Genomic DNA, 23030 nt, shown 5'->3' with positions numbered 1-23030 from the left:
CAAATCAATTGAATAAGCCAGTAACTCTAGAAATGGTATCGTCGCAACTGCATTTGCATTTGCTTAACTTGCTGAACTAAGGCTTCACAGTTATCTACCACTTCTTTTGCATAGGTAGTATTGGCATTGCCCACCTGTTGAATACTGCTTACCCCTTTATTCACATCGTTAGCAACTTCTGTTTGTCCTTCAGCCATTGTGGCAGCGTCTCGATTTAACGTTGTGATGCGTGCAACAGCGTCAAGCGCCTGCTTTAACGAATCGCCAGCATGTTTTGTGGTGTCCACGGTTTTATAGGCGGTTTCTTTATTTTGCTGCATTTTTTCAGAAGCCACGCGGCTACCTTGCTGAAGGCGTTCAATCATATTGCGAATTTCTTCCGTGGAAGACTGCGTTCTGCTTGCTAGCGAACGGACTTCGTCAGCGACAACGGCAAAGCCACGTCCCTGCTCACCAGCGCGAGCCGCTTCAATAGCTGCATTAAGCGCAAGTAGATTCGTTTGCTCTGCGATATTCCTGATAACTTCCATTACACCGCTAATTTCTTCACTTGCCTGAGCCAACTCAGTGATAACCTGTACTGACGCGTCCACATCGCTTGCCTGAGACTGGATGTCTTTAATGGTTTGCGCCAGAACGCTTACGCTGTTTCGCGTATCTTGATCGGCAGCGTGTGCCGCTTCACTTGAACTGCGAATGGTTGACGACACCGTTTGTGCATTCTGCTGCATTAATGAAATGGCGTTATTAATTGACTCCGTTTCTCGGCTAAGTTGTGAAACGGTATCTTTGGATTGCAACGCTGTTGCATTTAACCTTTCTGACTTTGCTAGCATGTGGTCGGTGGCTTCGTCCACACTCTGCAACGTGTCTTGTAACTGGCTAAGAAGCCCATTAAACGCTCTTGCCATGGTGCCAAACTCGTCGCTTCTTGATGCCTGAAAACGGAACGTTAAATCTCCCTCACCAGAAGACAAGTTGTTTACTACCCCAATGAATTCTTCAAGTGGCTTGCCAACAATATACTTAACGAGCAACCAAATGGTGATCAAAATTCCCACGCTCGCCAATACGATTTTAAGTACAACAACCAACACAGAGCTTCGAACCATAGCCGATTTTTCTGACGTCGACGCCACTAATATAATATCGTACCCCCAAGGCAAAAACGGTACCACTTCTACAACCCAATCATCATTAGGTTGAAGGGCGTCGGCCACCTGCCGATCATTCACATGTGCGGAATGCATGCGAATGTTACCTTTTGCATCACGAAGGGCAACAAAGCCTTCTTTTAGCACGTGACTTTGCTTAATGGCTTGCTCTAAGACGTTAAGGTCGGCTGAGTATCCCACATACCAGATGCCCACAACATCACCGCTGCTGTTAAACATTGGCTCGTAACCTGTTAAATAAGGGCTACCCAAAATATCAACCGCACCGTAATACGCTTCCTGCTGATTAATCTTTTTGATCGCCTTGCCATCAGGGGCCAACTTAGTGCCAATCGCCCTCTCGCCATTTTTAATGACATTGGTACTCACGCGAATATAGTCGTCTCCTGTTTTACTAAAAAGCGTGGCGGTGCCTCCCATTACGCTTGTCAGGTTATCGACCAAGTCGAATGTGTTAGCTTGCTCCGCATTGCCCAACCTTAGCTGCCGAGCCTGCGTATTTTTAACGGTAACAATATCGGTTTGATTGGGTTCACCGATTGCCTCACCTCGTTGCTTAAGCAACGCCATACTGCTTTTGACGCGTTCAAGCATGATAGAGTCAGTCACAGTAAGAATATTCACTAAACGATCGGCGGTGTTCTTCTTTTGCTCTTGAACAAGGTTTGAAACATTTGAGGAAGTGGTGATAACCGTTGCCACGGCAACAATTAAAGCGAACAAAGCGATAACAGCAGAAATAGAAAATAGAAACTTTCTTTGAATGGACATTTATCATCTCGATATGTAGACGTTTAATACAAAGCCATTCCGTTGCGCTTTCTAACCTCGGCCTTAAATTTTTTACCAAACAGCACAACGGCTTGAGGCAGCAATCCCTTTATATTAATTTAGGCAAAAATTACGTAAGAGCAAATTATCCAAACGTTTATATTTTAAAAAAGTTGTCCAATTAACAACCGATTATCAGTCTGTGCTACTTCATGGTCACCTTTGTGCCAACAATTTTCAGTGCCGGTGCACCTCGAATTAAGGCATTCCTTGCAAACTGTCCGTCACAAGAAGGACATATTCCTTCTTCATGAGTAAAGTCCTCAACTATTCTCTCTTTAAAGCATTTAACCAACGCGCCTTTGCCGCCTTTTCGATATTTAAATAGCTGGAATTTGCACTTGGAGCAATAAATTTGCACGGTTCTGACCGGCCCTTTTGCATTAGGTTTTGCCATAATTTCTCTTTGTATGTTTTAGGATCCTTCAAATTTCACCTTTTGTCGAAATGCGACAAATTGTAAATCTCGGTTATACTTTCGTGAGGGCGCGTCGCCCTTGGGTACAAACCACTAGCATGCTTGCCTCGATGTTAGCGAGTTAAGAACGAAGGTAATATCAATGAAGATAGTTGCAGCCCTGTGCTTTTTAATGTCTGCGCCGATTTATGCCGGTACAGCCGTGATAATAAATGCCAACAACAATTCTGGGATCGATATCGATACCGTCAAGAAAATATATCTGGGAAAAGTAAAAGCATTTCCCGATGGAAGTCGCGCAATTCCCCTTACCTTCGAACAAGGTAATAATATCAGAGACGCTTTTAATAATAATGTGCTTGGAAAATCTGAATCACAATACTCTGCATTCTGGTCGAAGCTTGTGTTTACTGGCAGAGGCACACCACCTGAAATGATAGCAACTGAGGATGAGATGTTAAATCTTGTCGCGACCAACCCCAATACCATAGGTTTTGTGGATGAAGGTAAAGTTGATGGCACGGTAAAAGTTGTTGGTACATTTTAGGGCCTGCTGTTGTTTAATATTCAGCAAAGACCAACAAGCCCTGTTTATTTAAACTAGGAACAATTGGCGACGCCTTGTCCAAATGCGTCGCCCTTTTTAGGCGTCTAGCTTCAATCAGGAAGTGTCGAAAAATAGTTAATGTTTGCAAAAGCCATTATGACATCTTTGGCGAAGTCGACCCTAGGATGACGAAGCGCTCCCTTTTTCCACACTAAATAAACATCGTTTTCTGGGCCTGGCTTGCCCAGCGCGACCAATTCGCCTTTTGCAATACCTTCTTTACATAAGTAGTCAGGCAAAACGGAATAACCAATTCCCGCTTTGATAATACTACTTATTGCTCTTATATCGGGGCAAACAGCCGCGACAGGCGACTCACACGCGGCATTAAATACCTCCGAAAAGTATCGCCGAACAAGCGGTAACTGTTCATCATACGTCACTACTTTATGTTGGTTGAGTAGCGCTGCCGATATTTCTCTTTCTCCCAGCAACTTTCCCTGCACACGGTTCATCACTAAGATTAAGCGCTCTTTATCCAACTTCTGATATTCATACACCGCGTCAGTGGGCTCAGAGGCCGTAATGGCAAGCTCCGCTACATCGTTTTCCAACAAATGATAAATATTACTTTTGTTGCCGGTATGGATCACTAAATTCACTTTATCGGCCTGAAGCAAGTTAGCGAGTGCCGGACCTGCCACCAGACTGAGGTACTCCGCAGGCCCTGCAAGGTGTAACGTGCCGTGATCGGTGGAAGCACGACTGCGAATAGAAGCCACTTTCTGCTCTAACGTATCAATGTGACTGGCGACCTGCAGCGCCAAGTCATCAGCGATAGCCGTTGGCTCAACGCCTCTCGCTTTTCTTATGAACAACTCTTTACCGACAATATTCTCCATGGCTTGTATGTGAGAAGTGACCGCTGGCTGAGACATATGAAGGCGAGCTGCAGCACGTGTAATGTTGCCGCTTCGATAAACTTCTACAAAGGTTTTTAACTGTGTTAAGTAAGACATAATCCCTACCCATCAGATTTTTGATGACTCATCACAATTTATCTGACTTCTCGATGTAAGCCAACCTCTCTAAGATACACGCACTTTCTAATGCGACAGGAGCTGCACATGAAATCAGCATCATCAATTTTATCGCTCGCCATTATTGCGGGTTTATCACAGTCGGCCTATGCGGCAGACGTTAAAGCTGCGAATGCCAGTAAAGGCGAAATACTTGTACTACTTTCAAGTGAAAATGTAATGCAGCTTGCAGATGGCAAAACAGAGCCTACAGGCTATTACCTTAACGAGTTTGGTGTGCCGGCAAAAGCATTGGTAGACGCAGGCTACAAACTGGTATTGGCCACGCCAAAAGGCAATGCGCCATCTGTAGATAAAAAGTCAGTAATACCGCAATACTTTGATGGCGGCGAATCGCAAATGCGAGACATTCAAACCTTTGTAGCGTCAATAGAAGGCATTGATGACACGCTGTCATTGAGCGAAGTGATTGGACAAGGGCTAGAAGAGTTTGAAGGCGTATTCATTCCAGGCGGTCATGCACCGCTTATCGACCTGGCAAACAATCCTCAAGTGGGTGAAATTTTGTCTCACTTTCACAGTGAAGGAAAACCTACTGCCGCTATCTGCCATGGCCCAATCGCCTTACTTTCTGGGCAATCTAACCCGCAGGCATTTGAACTGGCATTGAAATCCGGTGAGCAAGCCTCATCTGAGAGTTGGATTTATGATGGCTACAAAATGACAATCTTCTCCACACCGGAAGAGGCCTATTTTGAAAGCACGTTAAACGACGCAACGTTATTGTACTACCCAGCAGACGCCATGGCGCAAGCGGGTGGCAAGATGGAATTCAAAGAAATGTGGGCGCCCAATGTAGTAGTAGACCGTGAGCTTATTACAGGCCAAAACCCGTTTTCTGATGAACTGTTAGCTGAAAAGCTTTTACAACAGTTAAATTCACAACCTAATTAAGGACAGGCAATACTATGCTTAATTTTACGTTTAAGAATCAAACCGAAATTTTGTTCGGCAAAGGGCAACTAAGTGAAGTGTCTTCACGTTTGCCGAAACAAGCAAAAGTCCTCTTCCTCTACGGTGGCGGCTCAATTAAGAAAAATGGTATTTACGATAAAGTAACGACTGCACTAGCAGGTGCTGAAGTTATTGAATTTCAGGGTGTTGAACCAAACCCAGAATTTGAAACACTGATGAAAGCTGTGAATGTCGCCCGTGAAAATGACGTGAACTTCATTCTTGCGGTTGGCGGTGGAAGTGTTATTGATGGCGCGAAATTTGTAGCTGCTGCCGTTAACTTTGCAGGCGATCCGTGGGACATACTTGTTAAAGGTGCAGCATTTGAAAATCCATTACCTATTGGCGCAGTACTTACTTTACCTGCGACAGGGTCTGAGAGTAACGGTAACTCGGTAGTAAACAGAAAAGAAACGTCGCAAAAACGCGCGTTTTCTTCTGAAACAGTTCAGCCTGTTTTTGCCGTACTCGATCCTGAGTTCACCTATTCACTACCACCACGTCAAGTATCGAACGGCGTGGTTGATGCTTTTGTTCACGTGATTGAGCAATACCTTACCTACCCTGTAAACGCACCGCTTCAAGACCGCTTTGCAGAAGGAATTTTACAAACCTTAGTTCAAGAAGGCCCTAAAGCGTTAGCGACGCCTGAAGATTACGATGTGCGTGCAAACGTAATGTGGTCAGCAACAATGGCGCTTAACGGATTAATCGGCAAAGGTGTACCGCAAGACTGGGGCACTCATATGATAGGTCACGAACTTACTGCGTTACACGGTTTAGATCACGCCGTGACCCTAGCAATTGTTCTACCGTCGTTAATGTTCGTGCAGCGTGACAAAAAGCAGGAAAAAATTCTGCAGCTAGGTGAGCGCGTGTTTGGCATTCAGGAAAATGACAAAGAAAAGGCCATCGACTTAACCATAAAAGCGGTTCAGGACTTTTTTGAAACTATGCAGGTTAAAACCCGCCTGTCAGACCACAACATTGAAAAGTCTGCCATTGATGGACTAATCGAGAACCTTGAACGCAACGGCTTAACAGCGCTTGGCGAGCATGGTGACATCGACCTTGCTAAAGCCCGTGAAATTCTAACTCTTGCGGCATAACCCCTAGATTTTAAAGCACTCAGCCTTCGCTGAGTGCTTTTGTGTTTATTTAAAAAGAGAGAAATATGACTGCATTATTTGAACAATTTTCGTTAAAAGACGTGACGCTTCGCAATCGTATTGCTGTGCCTCCTATGTGCCAATACTCTGCAGAAGATGGGTTTACAAATCAGTGGCATGAAGCAAACTACCAGTCATTTGCCCGAGGCGGTGCTGGATTGGTTATCGTTGAGGCAACCGCCGTCTCGCCAGAAGGACGCATCACGCCAAATTGCTTAGGTATTTGGAAAGATGAACACGTTAGTGGCTTAAAAAATGTTGCTGATCGTATAAAAAGCCAAGGCGCTGTTGCTGGAATTCAAATTGCACATGCAGGGCGCAAAGCGAGTGCTAACCGCCCTTGGGAAGGTGATGACCACATTCAGCCAAGTGAAGAAAAAGGGTGGCAGCCTATTGGACCTTCGGCAGAAGCCTTTGGGGCACACTTACCTGTTACGCCTACAGAAATGACCAAAGCCGATATTGAGCGCGTTAAGAGTGACTTTGTGAAAGGTGCCCAGCGCGCGCTTGAAGCTGGATTCGAGTGGCTTGAACTGCATTTTGCCCACGGTTATTTGGCTCAAAGCTTTTTCTCGAAGCACGCCAATAAGCGTACCGACGAATACGGCGGTGATGCGCAAGGCCGTGGTCGATTCTTACTTGAAACACTGAGCGCAGTGCGCGCGGTTTGGCCTGAAAACCTACCGCTTACCGTACGCTTTGGCGTTATCGAATACGATGGTGATGACGAACAGACGTTGAGCGAGTCTATCGAACTTGTAAAACAGTTCAAAGAAATTGGTACTGATTTCGTTAGCGTTAGCGTTGGCTTTAACACGCCTGATGCGAATATTCCTTGGGGCCCGGCTTTCCTTGCTCCAATTGCTAAAAAGGTACGTGATGAAGCCGGGATCCCGGTTGCTACAGCGTGGGGAGTAGACACACCAGAGCTCGCCAACGATACCATTGAAAACCAACAACTTGACGTTGTTATGGTAGGTAGAATGCATCTTACTAACCCACACTGGTCTTACTTTGCAGCGAAAAAGCTAGGCGTTGAAAAACCATCTTGGGTAATGCCTGCACCATATGCACACTGGTTGGAGCGTTACGCACCATCAGACGAAAGGTAGTTATTGACTTTACGGGCAGCAGTGTTTTCGAGCACTGCTGTGTTTTTCCTCGTCTTTTGCCAATAACGTATAACGTTGCGTCTCTGCACTTGCTTTTTTCCAAGTTAGGTTTAAGGTTGCTATAAACCTCCTTCAAGATTTGGAAGAATGCAGGTTAAAGATTTTTTTTCCTCATCAGCAAAGCTTGCTGATCTAACGTCACTCCGAAGGCGCCGTGTCATTCAAATAAGCGCGGTAACAGGCTTCGGGCTTTTCGCTTCGTCTCTGGTCGCGAGAGGCATAACTTTTGATATCTTTTTACTGGGCTTGTTCTCATTAATCGTCACTGGCTCGCTCGCATACAAGTATTACGTTACCACCAGCAGTTACCTACTTTTAGGCGCTATGTCGTCAATGCTGTTTGCCCTATCCGCAACAGGTGCAGGCGTATTTGATATCGCCATGATTGGCTACCCTGGCGTCATCATATTTGCGGCTTTATTAGGTGGAATTGCCCTATTTGGCACCGTTTTATCTTTAGTGCTTCTACAGTGCATTACGCTTACGTGGTTGATAATGCACGATGTGGTAACACCAAACCCGCCTATTTTGAGCTGGTCTCATGTGCTTTTCATCATGGTTATTTACGTTATTACGGGCTTCAGCGTTTTTATTTTGATACAGGATATTCGTCGGCTTATGCAGTCACTGCAGCAAGAGGTGTCTAAAGTTGAGCAAAATAGAGCACATATCCAGCACTTAGCACATCACGATCCGCTCACAAACTTGCCAAATAGGATTTTGGGCGAGCGACTTTTCAACGAAAAGCTACGAGAGAGTGAAGAAAAAGGGCTTCAGCTCGCGCTGCTGTTCATAGACTTAGACAACTTTAAACCCGTGAATGACGCTCTTGGTCATGCTGCGGGCGAGCGGTTTCTTCAAAAAATATCTCAAACCATCACCGACCACCTATCCACAAAGCAAAGTTTAATACGCTTCGGTGGCGATGAGTTTATTGTGTTGGCGCCAGAAATATCAGACAAATCTGAAATCGATGACTTATGTAAGAACTTAATTACGTGGTGTTCGAACGAATTCGAAGTGCTGCAAACCAAAGTGGTAGTATCGGGTTCAATTGGTGTAGCACAAGCGCCTTATGACGGAATTAAATTTAAACAGCTGTGCCGAAAAGCAGATATTGCAATGTACGAAGCGAAACGCAACGGTAGAAATAGATACGAATACTATGACGTTCGCTTTGACGAAGAAAACGATGAAAAATTCACACTTATTCAGCGTTTACGCCCGGCCGTACAGGCCAATGAATTCGAAGTGTACTACCAACCGTTGATAGACCTTGCCTCTAACAAGGTTCAAGCAGTAGAGGCGCTTTTGAGATGGCCTCAGAAAGACGGCTCAATGATATTCCCCGACAAGTTCATACCTTTAGCGGAAAGCAGTGGCCTGATCATCCCTCTTGGTGCGTGGGTGTTAAACCAGGCTTGTGAATTTTGCGCTAAACAGCATGAAAACGGTCATACTAATCTTACGGTTGCCGTAAACTTATCCTTTGCACAATTCAAAGATGGTACGCTCCCCGCTGTCGTTGAGCAGGCTTTGCAAAATTCACAATTAGCACCGCAATTTTTAGAGCTGGAGCTAACTGAAACCATACTCGCGGATGAAAATGGCACCACTGGCGAACAACTCGAAGCCATTAAATCGTTAGGCGTGCACTTTGCTATTGATGATTTTGGTACCGGTTACTCTAATTTAAATTATCTACAGACATTTAGCGCTCGCAAACTCAAAATAGACCGCATTTTTATCAACACCTTAGGCATTGGGGAAAACGACGCACCTTTAGTTGCAGCAATAATCAGCATTGCCGACAGCCTTGGCATGAAAGCGGTAGCTGAAGGTATTGAAAGTAAACCCGCTTTAGAAAAGCTAATAAAAATGGGATGTGACTTGGGGCAAGGCTATTATTGGAGCAAGCCACTCCCCGCGCCCGAGATAGAACGATTTTTAAGTAATCATCCAACAAAGTAACCACTTACACTAAAAATTCGGAAATGTTCCGTTGTGAAGGCACCGTTTTAGAAGCTCATGATATTTCAAACGGACATTTTCATGCCGATGGCTTAACGCAGCATTGGCTTGCTGAAAAAATAACAATCTGCCTAAATCGAAAAACGCTAAAACCCGTGATACGTCACAAACTCTTCGTTGTCGGCGCGGGTTGAGCGAACCTCGTTTGCAGCGAACTCAGGGTCTGGATAGCCTAAGGCTATGCAAATCATAATGGCCTCATCATCAGGGATGTTAGCGTGCTTGTGTACTACATCGGACTGCATAATGCCCTGACCATTGATAACACAACCAAGCCCTAAGTCCCATGCAGCTAGCACAATGCCATACGCCAGCGACCCTAAACCAAACTGGGTGATCCCTGCTGGCTCTAAAGCCTTGTCATAGGTAAGCACCAAAGAAACGGGCGCATCAAACTGCCTAAAGCCGCGCATCATCCAATCCATACGCTTTTCCTTGTCTTCTCGGGTTATTCCCATTACGTCGAACAGCTGTATGGCTACATCAATTTGACGCTGACGGTGAATCCCCTCGTAATCCTCTTTGTAGGGAAAGTCTCGAACGTGCGGTTTACCTTCAAGTGTATTTTTGGTGTTGCCTTCACGAATTTTATCAAGCACGTCGCCTGTTACTGCATGAATTTTCCAGGTTTGCGTGTTATAGGACGATGGCGCCCACTTCGCTGCGTTGATAATCGCGTCTACTGTTTCCTTAGTAACAGGCTGTTTAGTGAACCCTCTAACACTCTTTCTTGATGCTGCAAACTCGGCAAAATTCATACACTTCCTTAAACGCGGTAATTGAACTTGTTAAGTTAGAGTAAACACGACGAGTTTACTCTTCAATAGGTGGCAAACCTAATTCAGATTGTTTGTTTTTATAGATATATATAGAAGTTTGTAAACCCTTTCATTTAGCAGTGCGTAGCAAAAGCATGTCATGAGTCAGGCACACATGATGTTTATGGAAGTTTGGCTTTCAAAAAAAGCATACGAAAGGAGTTTTATAATGGCTAAGAAACCGCAATTAACCACGTCGGCAGGCGCCCCCGTAGTAAGTAACGAAACCACTAAAACAGCAGGAGAGCGCGGCCCCGCCCTCTTACAAGATTATCAACTAATCGAAAAGTTAGCGCATCAAAACCGCGAACGAATTCCAGAACGTGTCGTTCACGCGAAAGGCTGGGGTGCACAGGGCACATTTACGGTCACGCACGACATTACCGATTACACATGCGCTGACTTATTCTCAGAAGTGGGTAAACAAACTGAAGTATTAAGCCGGTGGTCTACGGTAGCAGGAGAATCAGGCGCAGCTGATACCGAGCGTGACGTGCGAGGCTTTAGCTTGAAGTTTTACACACAACAAGGCAACTGGGATATGGTAGGTAATAATACTCCTATCTTCTTCATTCGCGATGGATACAAGTTCCCTGACTTTATTCGTACGCAAAAACGCCATCCGAAAACTAACCTGCGCTCACCAGAAGCCATGTTCGACTTTTGGGCTGCACAGCCAGAAAGCGTGCACCAAGTTACCATTTTAATGTCAGACCGTGGTATTCCGGTGTCACCTATGCACATGAACGGCTATGGCAGCCACACTTTCAGCATGTGGAATAAAGAAGGCAAGCGTCATTGGGTGAAGTTCCATTTCAAAACTCAACAAGGCATTAAAAACTACACCAATGAAACGTCTGAAAAAATCATTGGAAGCACTCGGGAAAAATATCAAGAAGAGCTATATAACGCCATTGAAGAAGGCAATTTCCCAAAATGGAAAATGTACATTCAGGCCATGCCAGAAGAGGAAGCAGGACAGCAAAGCTATAACCCGTTCGACCTAACCAAGGTGTGGCCGCACGATGACTATCCGCTTATTGAAGTTGGCGAACTGGAAATGAACAGAAATCCAGAAAACTACTTTCAAATGATAGAAAACGCAGCATTCAGTCCGTCAAATGTTGTCCCTGGTATTGGCTTTAGCCCTGACAAAATGCTTCAGGCTCGCATATTTTCTTATGCTGATGCCCATCGCTATCGTTTGGGCACACACTATGAAGCACTCCCCGCTAACGCGCCGAAAAATAGCAAGGTAAACCACTATCACAAAGACGGCGCGATGCGCTTCTTTACCAATGATTTTGGTAACCCTGACGCCTACTATGAGCCCAATCAATACGAAGGTCCGGTGGCTGACTTTTCAGTGAAAGAGCCTCCGCTTCGCATTGATGGAGACGCTGATAGATATCATCAAGGTGAAGCAGATGTGGATTACGTGCAGCCGCGAAAACTGTATGAGATGTTTTCTGATGATCAAAAAGAACGGCTATATAAAAACTACGCTGCCGCTATGGGCCCGTGCTCAGATAACGTAAAAGAGCGTTGGTACGCCGTGCTAGAAAAGGTACACCCAGATTACGCCGCAGGCGTACGAAATGCGGTAGAAAGCTTAGATACCGACGTAAATACGGTACCGATTACTGAAAATACCCCTATCGAAGATAGCTAAACGCTATTGTTGAAAGGTATTGCGGCCCAGCAGTTTTCTCCTACTGGAATCTGCTGGGCTCCACAATTTAACAAACATGGCATATTTTTAATACTTGCCTAAAACACGTCTAACTGATGATAAAGAGACTTCTGACATCAAAATATGCTCATTGAACTTTAGAACAAAACTTGTCGAGTAAGTTTGCGAGATTGAAAATTGTGGCTTACGTTTAATGTATCTAAACGTTTATAGCGCTATGTATGTCGTTATTTAAGAAGTCAAAAACAGAACAATCCACCTCTCGCCAAGCTCCATGGAAAATAGCCATAATCGATGATGAAGAAGGCGTACATGAGGTCACTAAACTCACTCTGCGGAAATTTAATTTCGAAAAACGCGGGGTTGAATTTCTATCAGCTCACAGTGGCGCTGAAGGCCTAGCACTTTTCAAAGCAAATCCAGACATCGCTCTCGCTTTCGTTGATGTGGTGATGGAAACTGACGATGCGGGTTTGAATTTGGTTGATGCCATTCGCAACGAGCTCAATAACCATACCGCCCGCCTTATTCTGCGAACAGGTCAACCTGGTCAGGCGCCGGAAGAAGAGGTAATCAGGCGTTACGACATAAACGACTACAAAGCCAAAACCGAATTATCATCGCTTAAACTTAAATCATGTGTGTACACAGCAATAAGGTCGTATCGGGATATTCAGACTATTGAGCAAGGTAAGCGCGGTATGGAAGACGTTTTAAAATCCTCGTCTTCCGTTTTAGCAAGCCAGTCTTTAGCCCAATTTGGCACCGCAGTGTTGAAACAGACACTTACACTGCTTAACCTAAACAACTCTGTACTCTACTTGTCTACTCAGCACACCGACTTATATGGCGATACGACCATGACGGTGCTAGGTGCCAGCGGCGACCTAGTTGGATTATGCAAACCTGGAATTTCTAGCCGAATTCCTGAAACCATCGAAGAAGAAATCAAACAAGTCTTAGAAAGCAAAAGTCACTATCAGTCTAAAGAGTTATTCATCGGCTACTACCCTACTGGAGAAGATAGCCACAACATCTTGTATGTTAAATTAGATCATCCACTGGATGCTCTGCAGCGCAAGACCTTAGAGATGTTTGCCTCTAATGTGGCGGTAATATTCCAAAATCTCACGCAAAAAGAAGACATACAAAAAACCCAAAAAGAACTCATTATGGTGCTTAGCGACGCAATCGAAATGCGGAGTAAAGAGACCGGTGGTCATGTGAGAAGGGTCATTCTTATGACCGAATTTCTCTCTGAAAAGCTTCACATGAGCCGAGAGTTTATTGAGACCATACGGTATTCAGCCGCACTTCATGATGTGGGTAAAATTAGCATCCCTGAAACTATTTTACATAAGCCGGGCAAACTCGACCCCGAAGAATGGGAGATCATGAAGACCCATGCACAAAAAGGCTACGAGCTACTTGCGGGATCTGATCGCATCGTTGCTAAAATGGGCGCCATCATTGCGAAAACGCATCATGAGCGGTGGGATGGTCAAGGTTACCCTGAAGGATTAGCTGGAGACGACATTCCCGTGGAGGGCCGAATTATGGCAATTGTCGACGTTGTCGACGCATTGCTATCTAAGCGCTGCTATAAACCGGCATGGAGTCCTGAGGAAGTAAAAGCCTATCTTCATGAGAATTCCGGGAAACAATTCGATCCGCTAATCACCCACATTATGATAGAGCACTTCGACAGGATCCTTGAAATCCGAGCCACAGAACCGGACGAAGATGAATGAAAGAATCGCTAGAACTAATCTTATTACGCGTTAGCCAAAGCGCAGATATTGATAAAGGTGAATTAGACGTTGCTTCTAGACTTATTATCAACTCGGTGTGTGAGGGTTTGCAAATTACTCGAGCTGGCATTTGGTTGTATGATGAAATGCAAACACTGGTACAGTGCACATTGCTCATTGATAAGGGTAATGACCTGGACCACGAAAGCTTAGTACTTACCCGAAAAGACTTTCCTCATTATTTCGAGGCGCTAGATTCAGAGAGAACCATTGCGGCCCACGACGCATTAACAGATGTTGCAACATTTGAATTTGCAGAAGTGTATTTAACGCCGCTTGGAATTAGCTCTATGCTTGATGTCCCTATTCGCCACCGCGGCAAAATGATTGGGATAATTTGCTGTGAACATCAAGGCAAAGCCCGTGAATGGCATGCCGATGAAGTTGTATTTGCGGCGTCACTGGCAGACCTTTACGGGCGTGCAGTGAGTGCAAATGAGCGCGCAGATTACGAGCAGAGGCTAATTGAGGCCAACCAAACCCTTGAGCAAAAAGTAATAGACCGCACAGCTGAACTTGAGGCTGCACAAGAAAAGCTCGTCGAGTCAGAAAAAATGGCGGCGTTAGGAAATCTAGTCGCAGGCATTGCTCACGAAGTTAATACGCCGTTAGGCATTGCACTTACCTCCGTCAGTAACTGCAAAGAAGAACTAAAAGGCATCTATCGAGACTTCGAAAACGATGAATTAACCGAGCAGGGTTTTAAAGACTTCGAAGCTATTTGCTCTGAAGGGCTAAACTTGGCTGAAACGAGCCTGATGCGGGCAGCGAATTTAGTACAAGACTTTAAGCGCACTTCTGCTGACCAAACGTCGTTAGAAATAGAAGAAATTGCATTAGACGAATATATCCCTAGAGTCTGTAACCCTTTAAAACCCATGCTTCGCAAAGAACAAGTTGAGCTAAGCATAGACGTTACGCCCAATTTAGTGATAACCACCTGCCCAGGTATAATTGCCCAATTGCTAACAAATTTAATATCGAATGCTCAGCGTCACGCTTTTGGTCCATCGGTAAATAACGACGTGAATAGAGTGAGTGTGAGCTGCAGTAAAAATGCCAAAGGCATTGTGATTAGCGTACAAGACAATGGCAAAGGCATACCAGAGGCGCTTCACAAGAAGGTATTCGAGCCATTTTACACCACGGCTCGTGATAAAGGCGGTACAGGGCTGGGCCTAAATATTTTATACAACTTAGTACGACAAAAATTTAACGGTGAGATTGACTTAACATCAACCCTTGGAGAGGGAACGAAAGTAACCGTCTGTATTCCGGTTGAAGACTAGCGTACCTCTCATTTTCCACTACCTATACCCTGCGTTATAAATTCCCTGTGCAGCGCGCGACATTATTAAAATGTCGCCCTCACGACAGACGTGAAATCAAAGGCTGGGCAAGCTAAATACAAAAACATAACAAGGCATGTAGAAATGCAACTTTCACATTGGCGAAGTTCCGGCCACTTTTTAAACGTCGACGGTCAGCAAGTTTTTTATAAAACAGAAGGCACGGGACCAGTACTATTACTCATTCACGGATACCCCACCGCAAGTTTTGATTGGGCTAAAATATGGCCAGCACTTACAAACAAGTATCAATGCGTGACGCTCGATATGCCGGGGTTTGGTTTTAGCGATAAGTCACCAAAAAAATACTTAATTAAAGAGCAAGCAGACACGATAAGTGAGGTAATAAGGCATTTAGGTATTACAAGTGCCCATGTTCTATCTCATGATTACGGTGATACGGTTGCGCAAGAAATGATGGCGCAGCAACTGGAAAACGACCTTGCCTTTCGCATCGAATCGCTGCACTTACTTAACGGTGGCCTTTTTCCTGAGACACATCGTGCTCTGCCCATTCAAAAGCTGCTGCTCTCTCCAATTGGTGGTCTACTCATTCGCTTTTTAAACAAAAATGCAATTCGAAAAAGCATGCACAACATATTTGGCCCAAACACACCTCCTTCAGATCAAGACATCAATGATTTTTGGATACTTATCAGTACAAATAATGGTCACAAACACATGCACTTGCTTTTGGACTATATGAAGCAGCGTAAACTATACCGAGAGCGCTGGGTAAGTGCACTGCAAAATGCCAATGCCCCTCTTCGACTAACCGCAGGTATGGCTGATCCAATCTCTGGCGCGCATATGGTGGCGCGGTACAAACAACTCATTCCTAATGCAGACGTAATTGAGCTCGATCAAATTGGGCACTATCCGCAAATTGAAAGTGCTGAAGCCGTGGTGAAATCTATAACAAGCTTTTTAGGTCGCTACGCTAACTAAACGTGAAACTTTGTCTTGATACGGCACGCGACAGGGGTAATATAAAGCTTCACTGATTTAACTTAGACTCCCAACCAACGTTTATGGACGCTTCAACCAACAACGAAATTATACCTGCCGCTAGCTTTAAGCAGATTGATATTGGTTTCGTGACCCCTGCTGCTTCCATAAAACGGTTTGTACAATGCATATGGGTGATTGATAACCCAGAAGGCTCAGCTACAACGCTAAACGAAAAGTTTTATCCCGATGCAGGTGCTAGTTTGACTTTTTATCTCGATCAAACTAACTGTGAAGCACAATTGTTTTACCATACTCAGGTCTGCGCCATGCCGTGGGAACTGGCTTGCAGACAAATAAGTGTAAGATTTAGGCCCGGTGCCTTGAAATACTTGTTCGGTTTAACCTTTAATGACAGTAAAAACCAACAAATCGACATCGCGTTGGCTATGGTTAAGCAGCGTGATTCCTATCAACGACTACAAGCCTATCTTATTGGAAAAACTATTAGACAGCAGTGCTTAGCAATACAGCACTGGTTGATTGAGCTAGCAGAAAATACTGATGGAGCCTTTCAGAAATGGGAGCGCATGCTTTATCAGTCGATGAATTTACTGGTGCCCCCACAACATCTTGCCGATCAGTTCGGCGTCAGCCGAAGAACGCTGGAGCGCCAATTTCGCACTAACTTTGGTTTCTCGCCAAACAAACTGTATCAATTTGCTCAAATACGCCATGCTCGATCGTTATTAACCTCAAATTCTGAAGCGCTGAGCCACGTCGCATTGGCATGTGGTTACTTCGACCAAGCGCACTTTACGCATTCGTTTAGTGATTTCGCGCTGGAAACGCCCCTTCAGTATAGAAAGCGAAAGTTGTCGCAAATTTACAATTAAGCGTTTTGCTTAGACTTTATAGTTCTCCGCAGTTTTAAGGAGATCACTATGAAAAAACGTATTACACAATCTGAGCTATATTCTGAATATCCCCATATTCTTGAGCACCTCACAGGCTTGGTTAAGCCTTCAGTCAAAAGTACTTTAAGTCATAAACTCATACATTTAGTTAAGCTTCGTGCGTCACAAATTAATCAGTGCGGCTTCTGCCAACACATGCACGCCGAAGAAGCGAGAGAGTCTGATGAAAATCAGTCAAGGCTTGATGTATTGTCTGCATGGAGAGAGCTAGATTGTTTCAGTTTTGAAGAGAGAACAGCATTAGCGTGGACGGAAGCGTTAACGCTTATCCACTCTTCCACTATTACTGAAGAAATGTATAACAGTGTAGAAAGCACGTTCGGAAAAGAAGGGCTGATAGAACTCACGTCTATTATTCTGCAAATTAATAGCTGGAACCGTATTTCAGTAAGCCTTCAGTTTCAACCTTCTATTTAGTAGTAAGGAAGACGTGAAAATGACTATCATGAAACAAGTACAAAATAACAAATTGGGTGTAGCCGCCTGCTTGTGCTTTTTTTGGGGAAGTACCCTTTTCTTGCCAGCCTTCAGCAAATTTGCAACCGCTGGAGTATGGTTATTTATGGCGGGTTCTCTATTGATGCTTTTAGACATCTTGAGCATTAAAACCAACTAGGCTTTGCGCAAATAGTGTTTAAGAGTGTATATACAACTATGCACTCTTTTATTGAGCGAAATTTACTGCTGTATATTGGTACAAGAAAAGTGAGTTTCGATTTTACTTTGATATATATGGCATAAGCCATTGAATGGGGAGAGAAGTTGGTCGGTGTGAGAGGATTTGAACCTCCGCCCCCTGACACCCCATAAAAGTGACAATTAGTTTTAAGTAGCTTTGATTAGAAATAAGTAGGTGTTCTGATTTTGTGCTACATATATGCTGCATGTAGTTGGTTTAGTAAAAATTGGTGCTACATATGGCGACAGTAAAAATGCTTCTGAGTGACTCAACGTTAAGTAATATCTCTGATCAAATAACACGTATTAATGATACGAAATTGAGCGGTTTCCATGCTCGTGTAGGCAAGTCCACTAACGGTCGTAAAACAGTTCGTGTAGCGCTGTATTTGAATTATCGCTTGGGTGGCGCTAAGGGCAAACAACGTAACTACCACCTTGGCTATTATGGTGAACGAGATTTAAAACAAGTAAGAAAATAGGTGGAGCGTATGTTCAATAAAGACGTTCTACCAGGGATAGGGGGCGTTAAATTAAAAGACATTACCCGCCGCGATATTTTAAGCAAAGTATTAGACCCAATCACCGACAGAGGTGCGGGTACTCAAGCCAACAAAACCCTTTCTATCCTAAAGCAAATGTTTGATTTTGCCGTTGAGCGTGACCTAATGCAGGGAAACCCAATTAGCACCGCCAAGAAAAAGAACGTAGGTGGTATTGAAAAGTCGAGGACACGGGCTCTTGCATTTGAAGAGTTGATACAAGTATTCGAGCGCCTACCTAAACTCGGAGTGAGTACTCAAGTTATTTACGCTTTGAAGTTTATAGCTCTAACCGGTTGTAGACCGATAGAAGTGACGGGTGCGCAGTGGCAAGAGTTCGACTTTGATAAAATGATGTGGACTATCCCTGCTGAGCGAGTGAAGCAAAACAAAGATGGTGAGCGAACGCACAAAGTACCAATTACACAAAATATGATAGTTATGCTTGATGAACTAAGGGCATCATTCAGCTATTTAGGCTCAAAATATGTATTTCCTAGTACTACATGCATCAATAGTAGAACTGGCGAACAACCAATTGATCGTCATTCGCTTTCAAGAGCAGTAAATCGCAAACAAAAAGAGCTTGGTGTTCCAAAGTTTGTACCCCATGACTTAAGAAGAACTATGGCTACACGACTTGGGGACGATGATATTGGCGCAGATCCCATTGTGGTTGAGAAAATATTAAATCATCAGTTGCAAGGAGTTCAAAAAGTTTATAGTTTACAGAAGTATATGAGAAGTCGTACTGAGGCCATGATTAAGTGGTCAGAAAAATTTGAAGGTTCTTAAATGAAATTAACAAGGATATTTGCTACTAATTATAAAGGTTTCAAGGAGCTAGATTTAAAAATTAGGCCTTTTAATTTGGTAATTGGTAAAAATGGGTCAGGTAAAAGTACATTATCACGCCTTATACCTTTTATTATGGAGTCTATTACTTCAGACGAAGAGCAAGTAAATTTTTCGCCGCTAAATATAGATTTGGGTGAACAATTCTCTGATATTGCTTACCAAGGTGTAGAAACAAAAATAATTACCACTGGAGCTGAGTTTACTTGTGAAGAAGGGACAAGGTTTAAAGTTTCTACAAGTTTTGCTTACTATAATAAAGAGAAGTTAACTCTAATTCAAAGCTTTGAATTTCATGTCAACGATGAAGTTAAAATTTCATTAAATTTAGATGGTGAAGCGCCTTCCCAAAAATTGTATCTCGTTAACGGCATTAGTATGCACGTTTCATTTAATGCAGCAATTCCAGATCCTAGTTGTTTAAAAGAGGTTGATGATAAAGGTTACTTCACTAGGTTTACTTCACATTTAGAAAAATTTAAAAAAGTTACAAACTATCTGGGTCCTTTTAGAGCAAAAGCAAAACGAGTTTATCCTCACAGTTTAACAAGTTACTCAAGTGTCGGCGAAGATGGTACTTACGCACCTTTTGTTTTATATAATGATATGAAGCATACGGGAGAGCTTTGTAAGAATGTAAAAGATTGGATGATTAGATATTTCAACAATCGATATATTGAACCAAAAATTGGCGACTTAGGTTTCAGCTTGCATCTAAAAACAGACGAATTTTCTAATAATATAGTAGATGATGGAGTTGGATTTTCTCAATTCTATCCTCTAATTGTTAGCCGGTTTTTATGGGACAAGAGAAAAAGTATTGAAGTAGTCGAGCAGCCTGAAATTCACTTACACCCAGGTGTTAGTAGCTCAGTTATTGAACTTTACTTCGATGGTATTTCAGATGATAAAGTGTATTTCTTAGAGACACACTCTAAAGAGGTTGCACTCAGACTGCGTAGAAAGTTGATAGGAAGCTCAGCAGAAAAAGTTGATAATGTTCAGATTATATACACATCAAAAGAAAATAATTCTTGTAAAATCGACTACATATATATTGATGAAAACGGCAAGACTGACTGGTGGCCAAAAGGTATCTTTGAGGAAAGTTATCAAGAGGTAAGGGAAATGAATAAGGCTAATACTGAAAATGCTAATAAAAATTAATTTAGAAATTGCTGAAAACTTTGAAGTCTTAAACAAACTGATTACTTTGATCGATTTGTCCGAAGGACAACACTCTATATATGTTCCATCACCTGATATTGAGTCTGCCATTTTTAAAACTTTAGCTGATCATCAGCATATATTAGAGCTTTTTAAAGAGTTGTATGAGAAAGCTGAAAATAACATAGCATTTAAAAAAGTTATTACTTTCAGTGAAAATCCCGAAAGAGACTTGTCATTCTCCTTAAATGATATGTATCGTATTTTGACTTCTAAAGCTTATGTTATTTTAGAAAATAAAATAAGTGACTTAAGGTTTATTTTATTAGTTCTAAAGGTTGTTAATGCTAAAGCTCTCATAGACTCATTCGAGTCTTTTTGGGAGGTTGAGTCAAATGGTGGTTGTGGTGAGATTCCCAAACTTGTCGATTCGATATGTTCTCGCTCAGAATTTCTAAAAAGAGTAATGGTTGTGCATGATTCTGATAAATATTTCGCAGCCGATAATTTGAGCACTATACAAGTCAATATAGTAAATAAGTGCAGTGCGAAGGGCGTTGAGTGTATTACCCTAAAGAAACGAGAAATTGAAAATTACATACCAGATAGTTATCTAATTGAAAAGCAAATTGATTGTAAAGACACTCAATCTCTTTGGGCTAGTTTAAGTTCAGTACAAAAAGACTTCTACGACTTTAAGGATGGCTTCAAAAATAAAGCAGCAAACGATACAGTCTATGGAGGGTTGTATCACAATCTCAAACAGGAAGATATCAAGCTTTTAAATGATGGATTTGGTTCCAAAATTTCGGATACTGCATTTGAAGAAAGAAATGTAGATTACTTCATTAAACAATACGAATATAACAGAGCAGTATTATCAGAATTTAGAAGTATTAAAAATGCTTTGGAAAGAATACTTTAGGATTTAACATGGAAACAAATAAGACGTCAGTTAAGCCGGAAATATTATATATTGATGATTTGGTTTTTAGTATTAAAGAAGGTAAATACACTATTCCAGCTTTTCAACGAGGCTATGTGTGGGAAAAAAGTAATATAATTGAGTTGTTCGATAGTATATATAATGGCTACCCGATTGGTTCAGTTCTTCTTTGGGAGACGGAGTTAGACATTGAAAGGTCTAATATATTTAATTGTTCCCCTTCATCTACAGAGCCATTATATATTTTGGATGGGCAGCAGAGGCTTACGACATTGTATAATTGCCTCTCTGGTGATAATAATTCTGATATCTGGAATGTATATATCGATCTTCAATCTGAAAAATTTATTCACATAAATAAAGGTGAACAAGCTGGGGCAGAATTATTTCCTGTTTCGAAAGTAATAAACACCACTGACTTTCTAAAAGAATCGAAAAGATTATTTGACGCTACAGGTTCAGAGGAGTTGTTATCTAGAGCTGAAAAGTTCGCAAATACAATTAGGAAGTATAAGCTTTCAACTATTTTACTTCTTGGTGGTGGTATAGACTCTGCTATTGAAATATTTACTAGATTAAATAGAACCGGTGTAGAGATTTTATCTATAGATATAATTAAAGCGCTAAATTACGACCAAGCAGGTGAAGATGTATTTTCAAGACTAAATTCTGAGTTGATAGATATTCTTGATGACAACAATTTTGTTAGTGAGGAAAAAAGAGATAAGGTTTACTCAGATTGCGTCATTAGGACGATACGAGTTGCTTTAGAGTATCAACTATATGCTAAAGATGATACCGTAAAACTCTCTCATCAAATTCGATCTGAAGAATTCAAGAGCCTTAAACCTAGGATAGTTTCCTCCTTCAAACAGACAGTTAGTTATTTAAGTGAAGAACTTAAATTCAGAAACTTTAATGAGCTCCCTTATTCTATTATACTTTACATTGTATTCTCTTATTTTTATTTTGTTGGGAGAAAAGAAAATGAATGCGATTTAGCTCAGTTAGAGAAAGTTATTTATAAAGGTTCAATCACAGAATTGTATGCTGGCAGTCCATCTGTTACCGAAAAACTTATTGAGTTTTTTAAGTCTAACTTTAACGAATCCGTTTTAACTCAAAAATTAAAAGAACAGTTGTCTAAAAATTCAGTCCAAAATGCTGTAGATAAACTCTATAGTTCAAATTACAAATCTCAGTCTGCTGTGGCAAAAATTTTATTTAATTTAGTTAAGCGAGACGCCGGTGATAAAGAACGATATTGTAGCTTTCCACCTATTAATCTATACAAAGATTCTGCTTTAAAGAATGATATAGGAAATAAGGTTTTTTATTCACTTGACGGAGAAGATTTATTTGAACCTTCTGATATCATTAGGGATGTAGAGCTAAGAAGAGAATATTATTTCAATCTTTTCAAAAGTAAATACAGTACATATATTTCTGATTAATTTCCATGCAGTCACGTTTAATGGGCGAAACTTTTGAGGGTGACTTCATCACACATATAAAATAATGAGAAGATTTCATAATAATCATATTTACCTCAATTTAAATATGTGAGTGTGATATCAGCCCTAAAATACCCCATCTCCTGTGAAACGGTCTCTAAGGCCGTTTCTTATTTATACCCCAAGCTTTTCAGTTCAACCATTCTTTCTTGGGCATGACTGTGCCTGAGGCCGTGTGCGCCTGTAGAAAACAGCAAAGTGCGGTTGGAGGCTTTAGAGAAAGAATCAGACCACTTTTTACTGCCAGCTATATTGTAGCCGTCATTCCGCACCTAATTAACTGATTTATTTTTCTTGACACCGATCCCCCATTTTGATCTATTACTCATCTTTGG

21 protein-coding genes are annotated in these 23030 nt (G+C 42.3%); 17 read left to right on the top strand and 4 right to left on the bottom strand.

Going from position 1 to position 23030, the window contains the following annotated elements:
• Positions 1 to 26: 26 nt before the first annotated feature.
• Together WA381_RS16310 and WA381_RS16305 are read right to left on the bottom strand one after the other, a co-directional pair.
• A complete protein-coding gene (locus WA381_RS16310) occupies positions 27 to 1946 on the bottom strand; it encodes a methyl-accepting chemotaxis protein (RefSeq protein ID WP_156086546.1) in 1920 nt (639 codons plus the stop codon).
• 205 nt (positions 1947 to 2151) lie between these two features.
• The gene (locus WA381_RS16305) at positions 2152 to 2403 is read right to left on the bottom strand and encodes a hypothetical protein (protein WP_156086547.1); all 252 of its coding nucleotides are present in this window, start codon (positions 2401 to 2403) and stop codon (positions 2152 to 2154) included.
• Between the two features lie 163 nt (positions 2404 to 2566).
• On the opposite strand from WA381_RS16305, the gene WA381_RS16300 reads away from it, so the two are divergent.
• Positions 2567 to 2971, top strand: coding sequence for a phosphate ABC transporter substrate-binding protein (locus tag WA381_RS16300; RefSeq protein WP_014949893.1), 405 nt, complete (start codon positions 2567 to 2569; stop codon positions 2969 to 2971).
• Positions 2972 to 3081: 110 nt separating this feature from the next.
• On the opposite strand, the gene WA381_RS16295 is transcribed toward WA381_RS16300, so the two are convergent.
• A complete protein-coding gene (locus WA381_RS16295) occupies positions 3082 to 3990 on the bottom strand; it encodes a LysR family transcriptional regulator (protein ID WP_156086548.1) in 909 nt (302 codons plus the stop codon).
• Between the two features lie 108 nt (positions 3991 to 4098).
• Here WA381_RS16295 and WA381_RS16290 point away from each other — a divergent pair, with 108 nt between their 5' ends.
• The 4 genes from WA381_RS16290 (at position 4099) to WA381_RS16275 (ending at position 9337) form a co-directional block, all read left to right on the top strand.
• A complete protein-coding gene (locus WA381_RS16290; RefSeq protein WP_156086549.1) occupies positions 4099 to 4965 on the top strand; it encodes a type 1 glutamine amidotransferase domain-containing protein in 867 nt (288 codons plus the stop codon).
• Between the two features lie 14 nt (positions 4966 to 4979).
• Entirely contained in the window at positions 4980 to 6134 is a 1155-nt protein-coding gene (locus tag WA381_RS16285) for an iron-containing alcohol dehydrogenase (RefSeq protein WP_014976852.1), read from the top strand.
• Between the two features lie 65 nt (positions 6135 to 6199).
• On the top strand, positions 6200 to 7306 hold the full coding sequence (locus tag WA381_RS16280; protein ID WP_014949897.1) for an NADH:flavin oxidoreductase/NADH oxidase: 1107 nt from the start codon (positions 6200 to 6202) through the stop codon (positions 7304 to 7306).
• 147 nt (positions 7307 to 7453) lie between these two features.
• Positions 7454 to 9337: a putative bifunctional diguanylate cyclase/phosphodiesterase gene (locus WA381_RS16275; protein WP_156086550.1), complete on the top strand. Its 1884-nt coding sequence runs from the start codon at positions 7454 to 7456 to the stop codon at positions 9335 to 9337.
• Between the two features lie 146 nt (positions 9338 to 9483).
• Here WA381_RS16275 and WA381_RS16270 read toward each other — a convergent pair whose 3' ends face one another.
• Positions 9484 to 10155, bottom strand: coding sequence for a nitroreductase (locus WA381_RS16270; protein WP_039225304.1), 672 nt, complete (start codon positions 10153 to 10155; stop codon positions 9484 to 9486).
• Between the two features lie 229 nt (positions 10156 to 10384).
• On the opposite strand from WA381_RS16270, the gene WA381_RS16265 reads away from it, so the two are divergent.
• The 12 genes from WA381_RS16265 to WA381_RS16210 all read left to right on the top strand — a co-directional run bounded on the left by WA381_RS16265 (position 10385) and on the right by WA381_RS16210 (position 22635).
• On the top strand, positions 10385 to 11887 hold the full coding sequence (locus WA381_RS16265) for a catalase (RefSeq protein ID WP_156086551.1): 1503 nt from the start codon (positions 10385 to 10387) through the stop codon (positions 11885 to 11887).
• Between the two features lie 242 nt (positions 11888 to 12129).
• A complete protein-coding gene (locus tag WA381_RS16260) occupies positions 12130 to 13659 on the top strand; it encodes a DUF3369 domain-containing protein (RefSeq protein WP_156086552.1) in 1530 nt (509 codons plus the stop codon).
• Positions 13656 to 15008 (top strand): sensor histidine kinase, encoded by a 1353-nt coding sequence (locus tag WA381_RS16255; protein ID WP_156086553.1) that lies wholly within the window; start codon positions 13656 to 13658, stop codon positions 15006 to 15008. The genes WA381_RS16260 and WA381_RS16255 overlap by 4 nt, the downstream gene beginning before the upstream one ends.
• Before the next feature lie 144 nt (positions 15009 to 15152).
• The gene (locus WA381_RS16250) at positions 15153 to 16016 is read left to right on the top strand and encodes an alpha/beta fold hydrolase (protein WP_156086554.1); all 864 of its coding nucleotides are present in this window, start codon (positions 15153 to 15155) and stop codon (positions 16014 to 16016) included.
• 83 nt (positions 16017 to 16099) lie between these two features.
• A complete protein-coding gene (locus WA381_RS16245; protein WP_156086555.1) occupies positions 16100 to 16912 on the top strand; it encodes a helix-turn-helix domain-containing protein in 813 nt (270 codons plus the stop codon).
• 48 nt (positions 16913 to 16960) lie between these two features.
• Complete coding sequence (locus WA381_RS16240; RefSeq protein WP_049586902.1) at positions 16961 to 17410, top strand: carboxymuconolactone decarboxylase family protein; 450 nt, start codon at positions 16961 to 16963, stop codon at positions 17408 to 17410.
• Between the two features lie 19 nt (positions 17411 to 17429).
• Entirely contained in the window at positions 17430 to 17609 is a 180-nt protein-coding gene (locus tag WA381_RS16235; RefSeq protein WP_014976860.1) for a YrhK family protein, read from the top strand.
• Between the two features lie 301 nt (positions 17610 to 17910).
• Positions 17911 to 18153 carry a hypothetical protein gene (locus tag WA381_RS16230; protein ID WP_231506503.1) on the top strand — a complete coding sequence of 81 codons (243 nt, stop codon included), beginning with the start codon at positions 17911 to 17913 and terminating at the stop codon, positions 18151 to 18153.
• A 9-nt stretch (positions 18154 to 18162) separates the two neighbouring features.
• Positions 18163 to 19008, top strand: coding sequence for a tyrosine-type recombinase/integrase (locus tag WA381_RS16225; protein WP_231506504.1), 846 nt, complete (start codon positions 18163 to 18165; stop codon positions 19006 to 19008).
• Complete coding sequence (locus WA381_RS16220) at positions 19009 to 20235, top strand: AAA family ATPase (RefSeq protein ID WP_156086556.1); 1227 nt, start codon at positions 19009 to 19011, stop codon at positions 20233 to 20235.
• The gene (locus WA381_RS16215; RefSeq protein WP_156086557.1) at positions 20219 to 21160 is read left to right on the top strand and encodes a hypothetical protein; all 942 of its coding nucleotides are present in this window, start codon (positions 20219 to 20221) and stop codon (positions 21158 to 21160) included. The genes WA381_RS16220 and WA381_RS16215 overlap by 17 nt, the downstream gene beginning before the upstream one ends.
• Before the next feature lie 8 nt (positions 21161 to 21168).
• Positions 21169 to 22635: a DUF262 domain-containing protein gene (locus WA381_RS16210; RefSeq protein WP_156086558.1), complete on the top strand. Its 1467-nt coding sequence runs from the start codon at positions 21169 to 21171 to the stop codon at positions 22633 to 22635.
• Positions 22636 to 23030: the final 395 nt, after the last annotated feature.

The organism is Alteromonas sp. CH_MED4-4 (assembly GCF_037029575.1).
Classification (GTDB): Bacteria; Pseudomonadota; Gammaproteobacteria; order Enterobacterales; family Alteromonadaceae; genus Alteromonas; species Alteromonas macleodii.
The sequence above is the reverse complement of the archived record's forward strand: the minus strand, read 5'-3'. Positions and strand labels throughout refer to the sequence as shown.

Coding starts and splice junctions, on each gene's coding strand:
- WA381_RS16230 (WP_231506503.1), top strand. CDS start 17,911: ATGGCGACAGTAAAAATGCTTCTGAGTGACTCAACGTTAAGTAATATC.
- WA381_RS16215 (WP_156086557.1), top strand. CDS start 20,219: ATGCTAATAAAAATTAATTTAGAAATTGCTGAAAACTTTGAAGTCTTA.
- WA381_RS16270 (WP_039225304.1), bottom strand. CDS start 10,155: ATGAATTTTGCCGAGTTTGCAGCATCAAGAAAGAGTGTTAGAGGGTTC.
- WA381_RS16285 (WP_014976852.1), top strand. CDS start 4,980: ATGCTTAATTTTACGTTTAAGAATCAAACCGAAATTTTGTTCGGCAAA.
- WA381_RS16275 (WP_156086550.1), top strand. CDS start 7,454: ATGCAGGTTAAAGATTTTTTTTCCTCATCAGCAAAGCTTGCTGATCTA.
- WA381_RS16225 (WP_231506504.1), top strand. CDS start 18,163: ATGTTCAATAAAGACGTTCTACCAGGGATAGGGGGCGTTAAATTAAAA.
- WA381_RS16220 (WP_156086556.1), top strand. CDS start 19,009: ATGAAATTAACAAGGATATTTGCTACTAATTATAAAGGTTTCAAGGAG.
- WA381_RS16240 (WP_049586902.1), top strand. CDS start 16,961: ATGAAAAAACGTATTACACAATCTGAGCTATATTCTGAATATCCCCAT.
- WA381_RS16290 (WP_156086549.1), top strand. CDS start 4,099: ATGAAATCAGCATCATCAATTTTATCGCTCGCCATTATTGCGGGTTTA.
- WA381_RS16250 (WP_156086554.1), top strand. CDS start 15,153: ATGCAACTTTCACATTGGCGAAGTTCCGGCCACTTTTTAAACGTCGAC.
- WA381_RS16245 (WP_156086555.1), top strand. CDS start 16,100: ATGGACGCTTCAACCAACAACGAAATTATACCTGCCGCTAGCTTTAAG.
- WA381_RS16280 (WP_014949897.1), top strand. CDS start 6,200: ATGACTGCATTATTTGAACAATTTTCGTTAAAAGACGTGACGCTTCGC.
- WA381_RS16300 (WP_014949893.1), top strand. CDS start 2,567: ATGAAGATAGTTGCAGCCCTGTGCTTTTTAATGTCTGCGCCGATTTAT.
- WA381_RS16310 (WP_156086546.1), bottom strand. CDS start 1,946: ATGTCCATTCAAAGAAAGTTTCTATTTTCTATTTCTGCTGTTATCGCT.
- WA381_RS16295 (WP_156086548.1), bottom strand. CDS start 3,990: ATGTCTTACTTAACACAGTTAAAAACCTTTGTAGAAGTTTATCGAAGC.
- WA381_RS16305 (WP_156086547.1), bottom strand. CDS start 2,403: ATGGCAAAACCTAATGCAAAAGGGCCGGTCAGAACCGTGCAAATTTAT.
- WA381_RS16235 (WP_014976860.1), top strand. CDS start 17,430: ATGACTATCATGAAACAAGTACAAAATAACAAATTGGGTGTAGCCGCC.
- WA381_RS16265 (WP_156086551.1), top strand. CDS start 10,385: ATGGCTAAGAAACCGCAATTAACCACGTCGGCAGGCGCCCCCGTAGTA.
- WA381_RS16260 (WP_156086552.1), top strand. CDS start 12,130: ATGTCGTTATTTAAGAAGTCAAAAACAGAACAATCCACCTCTCGCCAA.
- WA381_RS16255 (WP_156086553.1), top strand. CDS start 13,656: ATGAAAGAATCGCTAGAACTAATCTTATTACGCGTTAGCCAAAGCGCA.
- WA381_RS16210 (WP_156086558.1), top strand. CDS start 21,169: ATGGAAACAAATAAGACGTCAGTTAAGCCGGAAATATTATATATTGAT.